General features: G+C 37.3%; 17 protein-coding genes. 3 read left to right on the forward strand and 14 right to left on the reverse strand.

Annotation, left to right across the window (positions count from 1 at the left end; all coding sequences use genetic code 11):
* Positions 1 to 344 precede the first annotated feature (344 nt).
* Entirely contained in the window at positions 345 to 1,232 is an 888-nt protein-coding gene (locus EW028_RS18875; RefSeq protein WP_016994017.1) for a nucleotidyltransferase-like protein, read from the reverse strand.
* Between the two features lie 149 nt (positions 1,233 to 1,381).
* Here EW028_RS18875 and EW028_RS18880 point away from each other — a divergent pair, with 149 nt between their 5' ends.
* Complete coding sequence (locus EW028_RS18880) at positions 1,382 to 1,735, forward strand: YgzB family protein (protein ID WP_004230509.1); 354 nt, start codon at positions 1,382 to 1,384, stop codon at positions 1,733 to 1,735.
* 22 nt (positions 1,736 to 1,757) lie between these two features.
* Here EW028_RS18880 and perR read toward each other — a convergent pair whose 3' ends face one another.
* From perR to bcp, 3 genes are all read right to left on the reverse strand, one after another.
* Positions 1,758 to 2,201, reverse strand: coding sequence for a peroxide-responsive transcriptional repressor PerR (gene perR / locus EW028_RS18885; RefSeq protein ID WP_131521920.1), 444 nt, complete (start codon positions 2,199 to 2,201; stop codon positions 1,758 to 1,760).
* A gap of 120 nt (positions 2,202 to 2,321) precedes the next feature.
* A complete protein-coding gene (locus EW028_RS18890; protein WP_131521921.1) occupies positions 2,322 to 3,266 on the reverse strand; it encodes a D-2-hydroxyacid dehydrogenase in 945 nt (314 codons plus the stop codon).
* Complete coding sequence (gene bcp / locus EW028_RS18895; RefSeq protein WP_131521922.1) at positions 3,263 to 3,739, reverse strand: thioredoxin-dependent thiol peroxidase; 477 nt, start codon at positions 3,737 to 3,739, stop codon at positions 3,263 to 3,265. The genes EW028_RS18890 and bcp overlap by 4 nt, the downstream gene beginning before the upstream one ends.
* Before the next feature lie 129 nt (positions 3,740 to 3,868).
* On the opposite strand from bcp, the gene EW028_RS18900 reads away from it, so the two are divergent.
* Positions 3,869 to 5,155, forward strand: coding sequence for a glutamate-1-semialdehyde 2,1-aminomutase (locus EW028_RS18900; RefSeq protein WP_131521923.1), 1,287 nt, complete (start codon positions 3,869 to 3,871; stop codon positions 5,153 to 5,155).
* A 135-nt stretch (positions 5,156 to 5,290) separates the two neighbouring features.
* Positions 5,291 to 6,379, forward strand: coding sequence for an FUSC family protein (locus tag EW028_RS18905; protein WP_004230503.1), 1,089 nt, complete (start codon positions 5,291 to 5,293; stop codon positions 6,377 to 6,379).
* Positions 6,380 to 6,501: 122 nt separating this feature from the next.
* Here EW028_RS18905 and EW028_RS18910 read toward each other — a convergent pair whose 3' ends face one another.
* The 10 genes from EW028_RS18910 to nikC form a co-directional block, all read right to left on the reverse strand.
* A complete protein-coding gene (locus EW028_RS18910; RefSeq protein ID WP_131521924.1) occupies positions 6,502 to 7,536 on the reverse strand; it encodes a toxic anion resistance protein in 1,035 nt (344 codons plus the stop codon).
* A gap of 22 nt (positions 7,537 to 7,558) precedes the next feature.
* On the reverse strand, positions 7,559 to 9,190 hold the full coding sequence (locus EW028_RS18915) for a YceG family protein (RefSeq protein WP_131521925.1): 1,632 nt from the start codon (positions 9,188 to 9,190) through the stop codon (positions 7,559 to 7,561).
* Positions 9,191 to 9,285: 95 nt separating this feature from the next.
* Complete coding sequence (locus tag EW028_RS18920; protein WP_131521926.1) at positions 9,286 to 10,098, reverse strand: HAD family hydrolase; 813 nt, start codon at positions 10,096 to 10,098, stop codon at positions 9,286 to 9,288.
* 11 nt (positions 10,099 to 10,109) lie between these two features.
* Positions 10,110 to 11,210 carry a cysteine protease StiP family protein gene (locus EW028_RS18925; protein ID WP_131521927.1) on the reverse strand — a complete coding sequence of 367 codons (1,101 nt, stop codon included), beginning with the start codon at positions 11,208 to 11,210 and terminating at the stop codon, positions 10,110 to 10,112.
* Entirely contained in the window at positions 11,207 to 12,565 is a 1,359-nt protein-coding gene (locus EW028_RS18930; protein ID WP_131521928.1) for a phosphoribosyltransferase family protein, read from the reverse strand. The genes EW028_RS18925 and EW028_RS18930 overlap by 4 nt, the downstream gene beginning before the upstream one ends.
* Positions 12,546 to 13,739: an HpcH/HpaI aldolase/citrate lyase family protein gene (locus tag EW028_RS18935; protein WP_131521929.1), complete on the reverse strand. Its 1,194-nt coding sequence runs from the start codon at positions 13,737 to 13,739 to the stop codon at positions 12,546 to 12,548. Before EW028_RS18935 ends, EW028_RS18930 begins: the two co-directional genes overlap by 20 nt.
* Positions 13,740 to 14,060: 321 nt before the next feature.
* Positions 14,061 to 14,636 carry a TerD family protein gene (locus EW028_RS18940; RefSeq protein WP_016994007.1) on the reverse strand — a complete coding sequence of 192 codons (576 nt, stop codon included), beginning with the start codon at positions 14,634 to 14,636 and terminating at the stop codon, positions 14,061 to 14,063.
* A gap of 34 nt (positions 14,637 to 14,670) precedes the next feature.
* Complete coding sequence (locus tag EW028_RS18945) at positions 14,671 to 15,252, reverse strand: TerD family protein (RefSeq protein WP_048394760.1); 582 nt, start codon at positions 15,250 to 15,252, stop codon at positions 14,671 to 14,673.
* Between the two features lie 30 nt (positions 15,253 to 15,282).
* The gene (locus EW028_RS18950; RefSeq protein ID WP_131521930.1) at positions 15,283 to 15,900 is read right to left on the reverse strand and encodes a TerD family protein; all 618 of its coding nucleotides are present in this window, start codon (positions 15,898 to 15,900) and stop codon (positions 15,283 to 15,285) included.
* A gap of 278 nt (positions 15,901 to 16,178) precedes the next feature.
* Positions 16,179 to 17,075 (reverse strand): nickel transporter permease, encoded by an 897-nt coding sequence (nikC, locus tag EW028_RS18955; RefSeq protein ID WP_131521931.1) that lies wholly within the window; start codon positions 17,073 to 17,075, stop codon positions 16,179 to 16,181.
* Positions 17,076 to 17,083: the final 8 nt, after the last annotated feature.

Genomic DNA, 17,083 nt, shown 5'->3' on the forward strand with positions numbered 1-17,083 from the left:
TTTGATTAGCTCAAATTGTTTTGCTGGCATCATGTTTGATGTCCAAAATTTTTGTTTTGTTCACTAACCGAAGCTAGCTACTTAAAACTTTATTGATTACGTTTTGCTTGTTCAGTTTTCAAGGTTCATTATTTAAGTCGTTTTTCAGCGACTTCTTTATATTAACATCTCATTCAAAACATGTCAACAACTTTTTTAAAAAAGTTTTTTGTGTTTTTCTGAGTTATTCGTTTATGTCTTAGCGACAATTAATATAATACAATACTAAGATATTATTCGTCAACTACTTTTCTAAAAAAATATCGAGGTATTTTTTAGATACCTCGATTACAAGCATACTACAGTCATTGCCCCATTTCTAGAGCATCTTTATTTACCTTGTAATGACGGTGAAATATCCTATCATTTTTCGCTGCAATGGGTTCAATTTGAATATAGCCTTTATCCACTAGATACTCAACAAACACTTCTAAATCCACGGAGTAGTTCACGAGCTCATGATGATCATGTAATTCCTGAATAGTCCACATTTCTTTTGTTTGCATGACTTCTAATATATGCTGTGCCCCATCTCGTGTACGAGAGTGGATTAAAAACTCACTTGCTAAAAACAATAATTCTAAGCGCTTTTCTATTGGCTCATTACTTGTCACTAGCTCTTCATACAGCTTATAGATGGCTGGCTCGATTTTTTTCACCTGTGCCCAAACAGTTACTTCAGGATACAGGCCACTATCGATAATAGATAGGCGGCCTAGATGATGTAGCGAATCCACAACATGATTATAAGCATCTAAGTAACTTCCTTTATCAAAGTATTCTTTCCCCTCCAAATAGCGACGAATTAACTTTGAAAATTGAATACCTGTTTTAATTTTACGACCACTATACGGAAATTCCTGCAATTCTATTTTTAGTTTATGCAGAAATTCATTCCGATCAAATAATACTCTACCGAAGAATATCCAATCAACAACCTTTCTATTTGAACCGATGAGTAACCATTTTCGAATTAATTTCTCCGTAACAGTATGTAGAGCGATTTTATTTCCTTCATATAAGTAATGTTTTGAAAAGACTGGTTGCTCTGCTTCTTTTACGATAATGAGTAAAACCGTATCAAATGTATCTGTAACGTTACTTTGTTCTTCACGCTTTTCCACTAAAATTACGCCTAATGTATTCGACTGACTCGCACGTTCTTGATATATCGGACGCAGTACTTGCTCCATGTTCAGCCCTCCTTTATTCATATAGGTTGTTTTGTTCCGTTAAAAATTCGACATACTCTAAAAGTATTCCTTCTTTCATTCAGTTCAAAGCTAAAATACTTTGCCCTTATATGTTATAGTAGATTTTAGATTGGGAGGCAAGATGAAATATGAAACCTTATAAAAGTAAAATTAATAAAATTCGTTCATTCGCATTAGCACTAATCTTTTTTGGTTTTATTGTCATGTACGGAGGCATTTTCTTTAAAAACAGCCCGATATTAGTTTTAATTTTCATGTCACTAGGTGTTCTTTGTATTATCGGTAGCACAGTTGTATATGCGTGGATCGGATTACTGTCAACAAGAGCTATTCAGGTAGAGTGTCCTAATTGCCATAAACATACAAAGGTTTTAGGCCGAGTAGATATGTGCATGTACTGCAATGAGCCATTAACACTTGATCCTACTCTAGAAGGTAAAGAGTTCGATCAATCCTATAATAATAAAACAAAAAAATCCTAGCCCTTTTTAAGAGCTAGGATTTTTATTGTACTTTAGCAGTAGCAACTTTACATGATGGACAAGTGCCGTATATCTCTAAGCGATGCGAATGCACATCAAAGCCTGTTACCTGTGATGCAAAATGCTCTATTTCGTCGAGTCCAGGATAATGGAAATCGACGATCTTACCACAGCATTCACAAATCATATGGTAATGATCGTTTGTCACGAAATCAAAGCGACTTGAAGCATCCCCGTAAGTTAGCTCTTTCACAAGACCTACTTCACGAAATACACGCAGGTTGTTATAAACAGTCGCTACACTCATATTAGGGAACTTACCCTCAAGAGCTTTATAAATTTCATCGGCAGTAGGATGTGCCATTGTTTGAATTAGGTATTCCAAAATAGCATGACGCTGAGGAGTAATACGTACACCAGTTGTTTTCAACGTGTCCAGTGCATCTTGTAAATGCGTTGCAGACATCGTCATGCACCTCTTCCATAAGTATTATTAATTTATAATTGTTATAAATAGTGTATCCAATTCGTACTACTTCGTCAACAATCACACATTGCCTATCCTCAATAAATCAATGTTTTTTCCTTAATAGCCTCTCGATAAATCCATAACATTTTCTAAATCCTTGTCACCCTTTAGCCATTTTGTTAGGCTTGGCTTGAATATTTCTAAGCTACGCTCAACATAACGAGAAGAATGACTGGATACATGAGGTGATACTATGACATTTGGTAATGTCCATAATGGATTGTCAGATGCCAGAGGCTCCTCTTCAAATACATCTAAAACTGCGTGTCCTATTTGTTTGGTTTCAATTGCTTGCAAGAGTACCTTTTCATCAACTAAATTACCTCGACCAAAATTCATGAAGATCGCATTATTTTTCATCACAACAAAATGCTCTTCTTTTAATAAATGGGTCGTTTCTGTTGTTTTTGGTAGTACAGAAATAACGATATCTGCATGAGGTAGAGCTTCTTTTAATTGGGTAAAACTAATCATCGTATTCATATAGGCTGCTTCTTTACCAGAGCGGTTACAGCCAATCGTCGTAACACCAAAAGCTTGCAATAAACGTCCAACTTCCGAACCAATGGCACCTGGCCCTAAAATAAGTGCCGTACTATCCCGTAGTTCCGTTTGTTGTGTTTTTTTCGACCATTCTTTTTTCTTTTGCTGCTCATACATCCAAGGCAAAGCTCTTTTAATGGCTAAAATATGAGCAAGCATGGATTCAGCCATAGGCGTTTTATGAATGCCACGAACATTTGAAACTAGAATTCCACGTTCAATAATAGCCTGAGCTGGCATTTTTTCTATACCTGCTGATGCAACAAAAATCCATTTTAGCTTAGTCGCAGATTGAATACTCTCTTCTGTTAAATCTTCACCATATGTAACTAATACATCCGCTTGTTGAAGCTCTTCAATTGATAAGCTCTTTTCAAAGATAAATTCAAGCTGCGGAAATTCTGCTACTAATGGTTCTCGTAAATCTGGTCTAGGTTCAAATGTAAAATAGATTCTCATTGTTTTGCCTCCTGTTCTGCTAAATAAGTATATACATCTTCAATATGATTTTTCACTCGAACTTTGCGCCAAGCTTTTACAAGCTTCCCCTCAGCATCAATTAAAAACGTTGAACGCTCTATGCCCATATATTCACGTCCATACATTTTCTTTAAAACCCATACACCATATGCTTCAGCAATAGCATGGTCCTCATCCACTAATAATGAAAATGGCAAACCATGCTTATCAATAAATTTTGTATGCTTGCTTGCGTTATCTGGGCTAACACCCAGAACAACAGCATTTAAATGACTGAAGTCTTCAAACTTATCACGAAAATCACATGCCTCCGTCGTGCAACCTGGTGTCATATCCTTTGGATAAAAGTATAAAATAACATTTTTTCCTTTAAAATCAGCTAAATGCACCATCTCGCCCTTTTCGTTCAATAGAGAAAAATCTGGCGCCTTTTGTCCTTCTAGTAATGTCATATAATCTCCTCCTCTGTAGGTCCTATTTTACTCTAAGTAACAAATCAAGTCATATCCCTTAATTTCTTTGGATTTCTTACACTGATAGGTCTACAATAGATTACGTATAAAAAGTTAGGAGGCAATTCTATGAATCATGCAAAATCTGAAGCAATACATGCAGAGGCATTACAGCATATTGTTGGTGGTGTAAACAGCCCTTCTCGTTCATATAAAGCAGTAGGTGGCGGTTCTCCTGTAGCCATGGCGCGAGGAAAAGGCGCTTATTTTTGGGATGTAGATGGCAATCGTTATATCGACTATCTAGCAGCATATGGTCCAATCGTTACTGGTCATGGCCATCCTCATATTGCAAAGGCCATAACGCATGCTGCTGAAAATGGTACATTATTTGGGACGCCGACTGAATATGAAGTTACTTTCGCAAAAATGTTAAAGGAAGCCATTCCATCGATGGATAAAGTACGTTTTAACAACTCTGGTACAGAAGCTGTTATGACAACGATTCGTGTGGCACGTGCCTATACAGGCCGTACAAAAATCATGAAATTTGCTGGTTGCTACCACGGACACTTCGATTTAGTATTAGTGGCTGCAGGATCAGGTCCAGCAACATTAGGAACACCAGACTCAGCAGGTGTAACAACTTCAACTGCTGAAGAAGTTATTACTGTACCTTTTAATAACCCTGAAGCCTTTACAGAAGCCATGAATAAATGGGGCGAGGAGATTGCAGCTATTTTAATCGAACCAATTGTAGGAAACTTTGGTATTGTTGAACCGAATCCTGGCTTCCTTGAATTAGTACACGCTACTGCTAAAGAAAAAGGGGCCTTAACGATTTATGATGAAGTCATCACGGCCTTCCGCTTCCACTACGGTGGCGCTCAAAATTTACTTGGCCTCACACCTGATTTAACTGCACTTGGTAAAGTTATTGGTGGTGGTTTACCAATCGGTGCATATGGCGGGCGTAAAGAGATTATGGATACTGTTGCACCACTCGGTCCAGCATACCAAGCGGGTACGATGGCTGGAAATCCTGCATCTATGCAAGCCGGTATTGCTTGCCTAGAAGTGCTACAAACGCCAGGCATTTATGATGAAATGGATAGATTGGGCGCAATTTTAGAAGAAGGAATTTTAACTGCTGCTAAAAAACATGACGTAACCATCACGTTAAATCGTCTCAAAGGGGCGCTGACTATTTACTTTACAGACGTGAAAGTAGAAAACTATGAGCAAGCTGAAAACTCTGACGGTGAAATATTCGGACGCTTCTTTAAACTTATGCTTGAGCAAGGCATTAATCTAGCTCCTTCTAAATATGAAGCATGGTTCTTAACAACTGAGCATACAGAAGCAGATATTCAGGAAACAATTGAAGCAGTAGATATTGCGTTTTCTCAATTGTAATCTTGACAAGAAAAAGGCGACTTGCAAGTAGAAGTCGCCTTTTTCTTATTCATCCATGCAAATCTATGTATTTTATGAGCACTTCCTTCTATAATGTAAAGAAGCTAAAAAATATTAGACAGAAAGGACATCTTTATGAAATTAGGTGCCCGTGTATTTAAAACTGGTGTAGCTATCGTATTTGCATTATTTATTGCAGAGTTGTTAAAATTACCTTCACCTGTTTTTGCTGGAATTGCAGCTATTTTTGCTATTCAGCCTTCTATTTATCGTTCTTACCAAACCATTGTAGAGCAAGTACAAGCGAATATCATAGGTGCGACAATTGCTGTCATTTTCGGCTTACTTTTTGGCCATCATGTCGTTGCCATTGGTATAGCTGTCATAATAGCTATTGGTTTAATGTTAAAGTTTAAACTGGAAAAATCACTTTCGCTAGCGTTGGTATCAGTTGTGGCTATTATGGAATTTCAAGGGGATGACTTTTTAACATTTGGTTTAATACGCTTTGTTACGATATTAGTTGGTGTATTAGCAGCGTTTGTCGTAAACCTTGTGTTCTTACCACCTAAATACGAGGTAAAACTATTTCGCAAAATTTATATTTTACAAGATGATATTATTCGTTGGACACGACTGGCTGTACGTCAAGCTTCTGAGCACACATCCACAAAGACAGCATTAAGTAAGTTTAAAAACCGTATGCTACGAGTGGATACGCTGTATGATTTATATAAGGAAGAGCGTAATTATTTTAAAAATAAAAAATATGTGAAAGCACGTAAACTAGTAGTCTATCGTCAAATGATTTTAACTTCCAAGAAAAGCTTGGAGTTGCTACAGCGTTTGCATAATCACGAAAATGAATTAGCGCAGCTCCCTACACAATTTCATTTAATGATTCAGGAAAGACTTGATTCCTTGCTAACGTACCATGAGCAATTGCTCTTAAAATATACAGGAAAACTAAAGCCTGAGCATTCAGAGTGGAGTAAAAGCATTGACTATGTCCAACGTAATGAGCTGATGGAAATTTTCATTAAGCAAATCAACTTTGCTCGTGAAGAAGGCGATACGGAGTTTTCTAGCTATCACCTACTCTATATTTTATCGCGTATTTTAGATTATGAGGAAAACTTAGAACATCTTGATACACTTATTGTTTCTTACCAAAGCTATCATGGACATGAAATCAATGTAGAATTTGAAGAGGAATTCATATAGCTAACATTTTGGCGACAGATTACCTTGATTCAGGGGGCTTTGATCACCCATTGAATGCGGTAATTCTGTCGCTTTTTTTATACAAAAAACCTCCAAGTAGTAATCTACTTAGAGGAAAGAAGCTAAGAACGCAATGTTAGCAATTGTTGCTCTGCTTGTTGGCGTTTAACCGTTTGTTCATCACGTAATTGCTGATAATTGGCAATGCCTGATACAATCGTATCCCACATTTCTTCAAGAGTCTGGGTAGTGCTGGATTGTTGAGCCATGGCAGTACTTAATTGCACCGCTTCCTTGCTAGCTCCCCCAAATTGCTTCATACGATCTTCAAAGGCAGCGGCTGATTGATTTTGTAATTGTTGACGTCTCTCATTAACTGCATTCATCAAACCCATTTTAAAAACAGGAATGGTTTTAACAAAAGCCCCATTAATTTGTTCAATCAATTCATTGTTACCATTACGTAGCATATCGATTTGAGGGGCTGTGATAATAGCCACCATACGCGATTTTTCTAAATCATCTATTTTTTGCTGGAGCATCTCTGCAATAGCTTGCAAACGATTTAGCTCCATTTTCGCCAGCTGATTACCTGCTTCACTCTGTTTTTCATACATCGGAATCAATGTTGTTTGGACCTCATGAAGTTTCATGTCAGTTGCTACGATATACTTTTCTAGCTCAAGATAGTACATGAGGTCTTCTTGATATAAACGTGCAAGTACTCGATTATCCCTTGCTAATTCCTCTTCCATCAGTACAAATTGATAATGGATTTTCTCAATATCTCTCCCCAGTCCATTGTATTTCGTAAATAAATCGCCATCATTTTTGATCTTACGTGCAAATAGCTTTTTAAAAAATCCCTTTTGCTCTGTAAAATCTTGTTTGTCGAATGTCTGCATAAGGGCTTCAAGCTGCTTAAATAATTCATTTGATTCGAAAGTTGTTGACTGGGTGATGATGGCTAAAATTTGATCTGCAAATGTAGCTAATTTTGTGGACGGCTCTTTTCCCAAAGCTAATAGCTCTATCTGATTTTTTATATTGATTTGATTGGCAATTTGCCGTACCTCTGCATGATCCCTTAACTGTTCTTTGAAGGCTTCTGCTGTTTCCAGTGTCAGCTGCTTCAGCATCAACGAGTTATTCGACATTCGTGCCGCCTCCTTCCTATCATCAGAAAAAACGATTAAAGAGTTTTTTTATGATTTTGTCGGGTGCAGTTTTCTGTGGCTTTGGTTCTTCATAGTGCAAGTCAAACAGCATATGCTCTAAACGGTGTACATCATAACTATCCTCTTGCAAATACTTTTCTAAATCTAGTTGACCTGTCGGATTATAAAAAACAATATCCACACCAAACCGATTTAAAAAGGCCAATAACGCTATATCCTCACGTGATAAAGCTGGTTGTTGAGGTGCTTGGTATAATACCAGCTTCGGTACCTCTTGGGAATAGTCAAAGCTTTGTAGTAATCTTAGGATCTCCTGTGGAATCATCGTCATTTGTTTAAATAAAAATAACTGTAAATCATATAAGGTCTCATTTGGCTGCTGTTTCAACATGGGCTGCTCACAGGAAGTTTTTATCGTGTGTGCAATCGCACGCTGTAGCTCCAATGTTAACTCACCGTATTGCCACCAATCACTTTGCATAATACGCTCTACTGATAGTTCTCCATTTACTAGGCAGTGCTTATAGTGAAAGTGAAAATTGGCTCTACTCGTTGGTGCATAGGGGAATTTCTGGACAAAAACAGTTTGCGGATTTGCTAATAACTGATGCATATAATACCAGTATTCTTCCCGTCTGCTCGAAACCCCACTAATTTTGGCAAATATGACTGGAATGACAATCTCATTCCCAATTACTTCAAACTGTGGTCGAACCAAAGCTTTCTCTTTTGCATAAATAAAAATATCATCATATGTCATCCGTAATGTTAAGGAGCGTGGCATAAAATCTTTAAACTGCCAAGGCTTATAGACACCTGATTGCTGATCATGCATTAATTGCTCAAAATGCTGACTAGATCGATATCCAACCGTTGCCTGCCGGTCACGCAACTTATCAGGAAATGGCTGTAAAGTTGTTTGATTGGCATATGCATATGTGATAGAGAAAGTATCGTTAGGATCAATCTCAGCAAATTCATCTATTTTAGCTGGATGAAAAATTAACACATCACAACCAAGCTCCATTAATAACAATAAGAAATAGCGCTGACTTAGAGTTGCTTCCCCATACCAAACTACTTTAGGAAAATCATCTGTTGGTTTCATGGATTTTGTCCATAGAATCCAATGGTTTTTCAACCATTTCACCATATCAATTAAAAAACGGCGAAAGTCATTTGCTAGCAAACCTAACGATTGCTGTTTTTGAAAGAGCTCTACTACTTTAATGGTTGCTAACTGTAAATGGCGATTCATTACACTGTCATCATGCTTAGGAATTAATTGATAACCATACATCATTGCCACTAAACGATTTATAGATAGACCTTGTGGAGTTTGTTGATGCTGCGAAAGGATTGTTTGTATTGCCTGAAAGTCTTTTGGTTCAATATGTTTATTTAATTCTTCACTTAAAATATGGATGTTAGTGTTCTGTGACAATGTAAATAATGAATTGAAATAATCATCTTCTTCGATTGGTACGCCCAATACACGAACACCAATTCTACTAAAGCTCACTTGCTGCTCTGTTGTTTCATAAAATGCACGATCCTTTGGTGAATCTTGAAACGCCTGTAGCCAATCATCAGGATGACGCTCCAACACTGATTTAATTGTGATTGTTTGCATACAAACGCACCTCCTAAAAATCATCCTCAGCCTATGCTAAAGCATTCATTTGTCATAGGACGTCTCACCTAATGACAACAAAAATATTTGAACATCTATACGATCGTTTGTTGTGATGCCATCTGTAAAACTGTTTCCAATAAATTCTTTGTAAATGCTTCACCATTGTGAGGCGAGTAAGTTGTATTTTGTAAAAACTTTGGCTGTTTATCCTTTAAGTCGCCATGATTTGGTGTAAAACCTAAATCAGCCATTGCAAGCATGCCATAATCCATAATAGAATCACCTGCTGCTATATGCACATCGTATGTACAGAACTCTTTTATATATTCTATAGCCGCTTCCTTTGTCAGCACCTTGGGCATAAAATACAATTTTTTCCCTTGTAGCAGAACATGCCAACCATGCATATCAAACTCTTGAATCATCGCTTGTAATTCATCGGATGGTAAAACATCAATATCTACATGATGTACATAAAAAAGTTCATCTATATACAGAGATCGTTGTAGCCATGTATCAGATTTAATCGTCTGAAAAAGCTTTAGCATATCCATACGAGGGATCGAGGAATCTTCAATACGTCTAGATAATGTTTGTGTCCATTTCTCATATGGCTGACCCTTTTCTACTATTGTACCCCCATTGCTTGTAATTGCAAAAGCAGGGCATAAATCATGAATAAAATGGATTCTTTTATATTGATGTAAGGCTCTTGTCGTAACAGGTACAAATAAACTTTGTTGGTGTACCTGTTGCAATAGGGGTGCTGTTGCCTGTGTCATCATACTCATTGCTATTTCGACCTTGTGTTCAACGACGATTGTCTCTGTTGCTGGCGGAAACATCTCCATCATGCGTTTAGAATAAATAAGGGTTCTATCTAAATCAGATGTAAATAATATCATCATATTCTCCTCTATAATTCTTTGATCAAACCACAACATGCATAGGACATATTCGAATACTCTTCAACCAATACATTTTTTTCTTGGGCTAATAATAAAATATGTTTCAATTCATGCATGTACTGTGGGTTAATTAAAATCTTCCAAGGTATTCTTCTCAGCAAAACTCTTGTCGTTTCCCCAACACCTGGCTTAATGAAATGAATATTATCAATACCAAAATCTCGTTGAATTGTTTGCACGGACTTCATACCCTCCCAAGTAATTGGAGAGATTTCTTGCTCTTGAATTTGTTGCACAATTTTACTCTGTACTTGTTCAAAACATGTGACGATACGCTCTATGTACAGATTGGAGACATCTATTGCCTCTAATTCTTTGTAGTATTTTGCACCATGAAAATCGTTTGCATCCATAAACTGCAAATTTAATACCGTTCTACTTACTAATCCAGATACAGTGGAATTTAAACAAGCAGATGGTATTAAAAAATCCTCACGAGTTCCATAAATAGCTGCACAATGGCCAGGATCAGCCAAAACAGCTAAATCGGCACTTAACTGTTCTTGGTATTGTAAATTAAACTTTTGGCAGGATTGAATTAATTCATTGGTAATTGCCCCTTTTCCTGTCCAACCATCAATAAATTGCAGACTTCCTAGAGGATGCTGTGTCAAAATATAACGAATTGCCATTTCATCAAACCCACGACCTCGCAGTATAGAGATGGAGTAGTGTGGAACATTCACATGATAATGCATGGCTATATACCGTTTGATTAAAATACCAATGGGTGTACCTGCACGAGCTAAACTCACAAGAATTAAATTTTTTAATCCTCTATTTTCAATGATTTGTTCTGCCACTACTCCAACGGCGATTGCTATTCTTTCTGCATGAACATCTAGCGCTTTATAAAAAAGATTCATGTAGGTATCCGATGGTTGCTTCTCCACTGGCAGCATTTCCGAATAATGTATACCCGATTGAATGAGTAGTTCACGTTTCTCATTATCCATTTCAAGGAATGCACTTCCAATATCACGCAATAAAAAAATAACGTCCTCTGGTGCATAACTCCCCATTTTATCTGGCTGCAAAGTCGATATCATCGTTCTACCTCCAATTCATGCATACTAATTACATATACTTTGGCGTTAGTGGCTTCTTGTAATGCCTTTACCACACGAGCAACTACCTCTTTACTTGCTATACGTTCCACTAAGAAAAAAAGTTCCGTGTAAGACTGGCTTTGAAGATTATATAAAAAATTAGTGACCCCGTTATTTTCTGGACTTTCAAAGGCTATTTTATCGTTAATCGTATATCCTAAATCATCTGTACAATAGATTGGACTACGAGTAGTTGACTGAAAATAAACATCATTCCCTAAATAAGAGGCAATTTGCATAGGAACATACATGAACTCACCCGTGCCAATAACAAGCGCTGGCCCATTTGTTCTTAGCTCTTGTATTTGCATAGCAATAGCTTGTATCGTTTGCTTTTGGTCAACATGCTGTTTTGACGTGAGCATAAATCTCCCTGTTGCTAGTAAATAGGGATGCTTATTTATTAATCCATTCTCCGCAACAGATCGATAGGATTTGCGATCAGCAGATACTTGAATCGGACAAATATCCATATCTCGTGCAATCTGTGTTAGTAAGTTAGGTTGTGTACTGGTTAAGCTTGGAATGCCTGAACAGTAAAAATTCCCACACATAATGGAGATGAATTCTATAGAGATATCCCATTGTACTTCTAACTGCTTAAAGATTGTTTGCTGCTGTTGGGAACGCCAATCTAAAATAGATAGTACCGCATATTGTCTCACTAAAGGAAATTTCTGTCTTAATGTCTCAATCATATTAATGACCGTATTTCCAGTAGTAATCTCATCATCAATTAACACAATGCGCTTAGCTTGCAGTAAAAGTTCTGGTTCCTCCGTATAAATTCTATGGCTTGTCGCATGTGAATGTTCTTCCTCAAACGTAACAAATGGCTCAAAATCTAGCAGCACTTCACGTGTTGTGTGGATATACATAGCATTCGAGTGAAAGGTATTAAATACTGCGTGTCCAAGTGCTGTTGCCGTCTCAGCAAAGCCAATAAATAATGTTTCATCCGTTAATTCTAGGGTTCCTTCTATGGATTTTTGTACTTCATCCAAATTAGATTCATCTTTTAAAGCTGTAACGACAGACGAAGCCATTACCTTTTGTCCAGTAAGGTGCTGCTGATATAGCATAGCTAAAAGAGTTCCTGTCAGTAAAGGGATTTGCGGACGGACAGCCAAATGTTTGCCTAGTACCGTGCTTACAAACAAAAATTGTCTCTTCTTATTAATCCGAGCCGCCATTCTAAACAAGTCGGTTAGCGCAAAATTATGTGGATTGTAGGTAATTTCAATATCAATTGAATAATTCGGTAAAATGCTTAATTTACTCATTTGTTGTTGCATATACACTACCACCTATTTCAGACTGTAATAACAGTGAAGCAAAATCGACAGATTCATGATAAACACCATAGACATGAGCCTGTTTTAAAATCCGTTGTGCCCATCTCATATGTGGCTTCATTTCATTCATTTTATTAGCATAGTGACTTTTCATAACACCTTTTTGTCCATCATTATTTTCTATAATACTTAGCGCATCTAAGTATTCCTCATACGAAATAGCATAGAGGGCATGCACAACACGGATATGGCTCGGATGAATAATTGTTTTTCCCACTATGCCATTTTGTTTATCCATTAAAACTTCTTTCATTAATCCATCTAAACAATCGTCTAATAATGCTTTCCTTGTATCAAGCGCACCTTTCTCACTGAATGGTGTCACTCTAAGTGCGGGCTTTAATACACGCTGATTATTAAAATACTCCCACACAGGCCCAGAAATAATAAAACCATCTTCCTCACGGCCTAATATATTAACAATATCTGCAATACAATCGCGAATGACACTAATATCATAAATGGTAGAATCCATACGGCGTCGAATTCCGTAAATGCCACAAAAATCGGTAGCACCAATTCGTACATTTAACACACGGGCTTTGTATTGATGTAGAACTGCTTTAATGTCTAATAACGCTTCCATGCGAGATTCCTTATATAGGACCTCACGACTTTCTAAAATTGGCATACCATATAAAATTAAATCATTTTCTAAAATGGTTTGTTCAAGCAACTCGAAATAACGAGCACCCTGTTCTGCTGTAAATTTCGGAAAGACATAGCCAGTTAATATTTCTTGCTTTTTTCCTAAAACAGTTGTTAGCTTTTGAAATTGCTCAACATGACGTACTCGAACAAAAAGTAAAGGGAGCTCCTGAAGTAATAGCTGTTTTTGCTGATAGAGTGCATATAATTCACTAATATCCTCTATCAGCTTAGCTTCACAATCTACTAACTCTGCATCTCCAACTGCATCCTCCAAATCAATGACGAGTGATGTGAGTTCCTTATATTTTTGTGATCGGATCAAGCTCACAATCGTAGGCATGGAAGCTGGCATATACAAAGTCGCACCTAAGGCATATGACAAAATATCCGACGTTTCCCATTTTGTAAACGGCTGTGGCTTCTTATAAAAAATCGTCTCTGCTTCTGTTGCAAAGTGTTGCATCTAATCCTCTCCCCAGTAACTATGCCTTTTGTGAAAAAAGCACTGTATCAGCCTGTTCCATACAGACTAATACAGTGCCTTGTTTACACTGCTGTTTTCTTTTTCAACTTGTAAACCACAAATGTCAATAAGAATTTAGCTATTAAAATAATAACGAAAATTTCATGCGAAGGATGGTAGCCCCAAAATACTAACACATATTTTCAGTGCATTACGATAAGCCCTTGTTACATCTGCTAGTGTTAAAACTGTGCATATGTATTGAATATCTCATTTAATACATCTACACCCGCTCCTTTACCATGCCCCTATGTCCCATAGTTACTGTAGGCCATATGCATTGATTAAAGCAGCTAGTCCACCCTGGTAACCTGAACCTACTGCAGCAAATTTCCACTCACCATTATGTCGGTAAAGCTCACAAAATACTACAGCCGTTTCAATACTGAAATCTTCACCTAGATCGTAGCGCAATACCTCTGACCCCGACTCTTCGTTCGTCAATCGTACATAGGCATTTAAGACTTGCCCGAAGTTTTGATGACGTCCCTCAGCATCGTAAATAGTAACCGTCACTACAATTTTTTCAATTTGAGGTGATACTTGCTTTAAGTTGACAAGAATTTTTTCATCATCCCCATCCCCTGCACCTGTACGATTATCTCCTGTATGGACAACAGATTGGTCTGGGCTCGCTAGATTATTATAGAAAATAAAGTCCTGTTCATTCCGACATTTACCTGAAGCATCTAGTAAAAATACAGATGCATCCAAGTCAAAGTCTTGTCCACCATCAAATTGCTTTACATCCCAGCCTAAACCAATGCCAATGCTATTTAAGCCTGGATCTTGCTTTGTTAAATCAATACGTTGCCCTTTACTTAATTGTATAGCCATTCAAAAATCTCCCTTTCTGTCCAAAGATGAAATTTTAGTTTACACTTAAGCCATAATCATTACATAAAGCAGCTAAGCCACCTTGATAGCCTGCACCAATCGCATTAAATTTCCATTCTCCGTTATGACGATATAATTCTCCTACAACAATAGCTGTTTCGATACTGAAATCCTCGCCTAAATCATAGCGAATAATTTCTTCGTTGGAAGCAGCATTCATAATACGAATATAGGCATTAGACACCATACCGAAGTTTTGACTGCGAGACTCTGCATCATGAATGGTTACTGTGAAAGCTAGTCGCTGAACATGGGCAGGTACTTGAGTTAATGCCACTTTCACCACTTCATCGTCACCTTCGCCTACACCTGTTAAATTATCGCCTGAATGCTCAACTGAACCATTGCCACCTGTAGTGTTGTTATAGAAAATAAAATCATTTTGATCTGCAACTTTACCTGTATCAGCAAGTAAAAATACAGAGGAGTCTAAGTCAAAATCATGACCACCATCATATTTATTTGTATCCCAGCCTAAACCTACAACAACATTCGTTAATCCTGGATTTGTTTTAGTTAAATCTACCTTCTGACCTTTTTGTAGTGAAATGCCCATAATTTTTATTCCTCCTAGTTAGTCAATTATTTATTGATATCTTCGAACAACGTCGCCAAGCTTTATGTCATTTGTTCCCGTACCAACCGCAGCAAATTTCCATTCGTTATTATGACGGTAAATTTCTCCACATACTAACGTCGTTAAATTCGAATAATTATCAGTTAAATTATAGCGAATTAATTCGCTTCCTGTCCTGTCATCATATACACGAATATATGCATTTTGAATCATACCGAAGTGTTGATTGCGACCTGCCGCATCATAAATGTTTACAACAAACACAAGCTTGTTATATTGCGAAGGTACAGACGATAGTTCAATTGTAATTACCTCATCATCACCATCGCCATCACCTGTCAAATTATCACCTGAATGTCGAACAGAACCGCAGCTACTTGTTAATTTCCCGAAATAAACAACATCGTCACCCGCTACAACCTTATCATCTTGTAACATTAATACTGAAGCATCACAGTCGATACTTCTGCCACTGCCACTATTTCTGCTAGAAAATAAACCACCTAAAAAGCCGCCACTTTTCTCTTGGCCTACAGGGTCCCACCCTAAACCAACTTTAATTTTATTTAATCCTGCGTTACCCTTTGTTAAATCAACTCTTTGTCCTTTTTGTAAATTAATCCCCAATTCTAACACCCTCCTAAAATATGTATTTCAGTCGAAAGATTTTATGGTAAGCAATAATCTACTAAGCTAAAAGATTTCTACTTAAATTAAGTCTAAAATAACGTGACAAAAAATTCAATTAATGGCTCCGAAAAGGTGTTTTCTCTTATTTTTGAAAGCCCCTCATGTCTTTTTCTATACTATAGAACGTTTTTGTAGTAAAAATGTTCCTTTTATATCCATTGGTCCACGCAGCTAAAAAAACCTTCTAACTTGTAGAAGGCTATTGTTCCTAATTACTAACTTTTCATTTTTGGATCAAGTGCATCTCGTAGTCCATCCCCCATTAGATTAAAGCCTAAAACTGTTAACATAATAGCTAAACCAGGGAAAATCATCGTCCACGGAGCATTTAATAAAAACTTCCGTGCATCCGCTAACATTTTGCCCCATTCTGGTGCTGGAGCTTGAGCCCCTAGCCCAAGGAAACCTAATGCTGCCGCTTCAATAATGGCTGTCGCAATTGCTAGTGTTCCCTGTACAATTATTGGGGTTATGGAATTCGGCAAAATATGTGAAAATAGAATTCGTGCATCACGCATGCCAATTGCTTTTGCCGCTACTATATATTCCTCTTCCTTGACACTTAAAACTTTAGAACGGATTAAGCGCCCAAAATTCGGTACGTTAATAATAGCAATGGCGATTAATGCATTTTGTAAAGATGGACCCAGCACTGATACTACTGCAATCGCTAGTAGCATACTAGGGAAAGCTAGCATAATATCAAAAATACGTGAAATTATCGTATCGATCCATTTTCCATAATAACCTGCAATGATGCCAAGTAAACTACCAATTATCACGGACAAAATAACAGAAAAAAAGCCTACCCATAGCGATATCCTTGCACCGTGAATAATCCTCGAAAAAATATCCCGTCCAAAATCATCCGTTCCAAACCAATGATCAGCGGATGGTGCCAGTAAGCGCTTCGTTAAATCTTGTTCATTGATGCCCTGCGGTGCAATGAACGGACCAATGACAGCCAGTAAAATGAAAAATATAACAATTCCTGCTCCCACAAGGGATACTTTACTCTTTTTAAAACTACGCCAGCCTTCGAGCCATGGACCTACTGCCTTTTCTCGAGCTGGTGCTACTTCTTTTTTTATATCGATTGCTCCAGTCATCATTGCAACTC

This window comes from Lysinibacillus sp. OL1 (assembly GCF_004332175.1).
GTDB lineage: Bacteria > Bacillota > Bacilli > Bacillales_A > Planococcaceae > Lysinibacillus > Lysinibacillus capsici.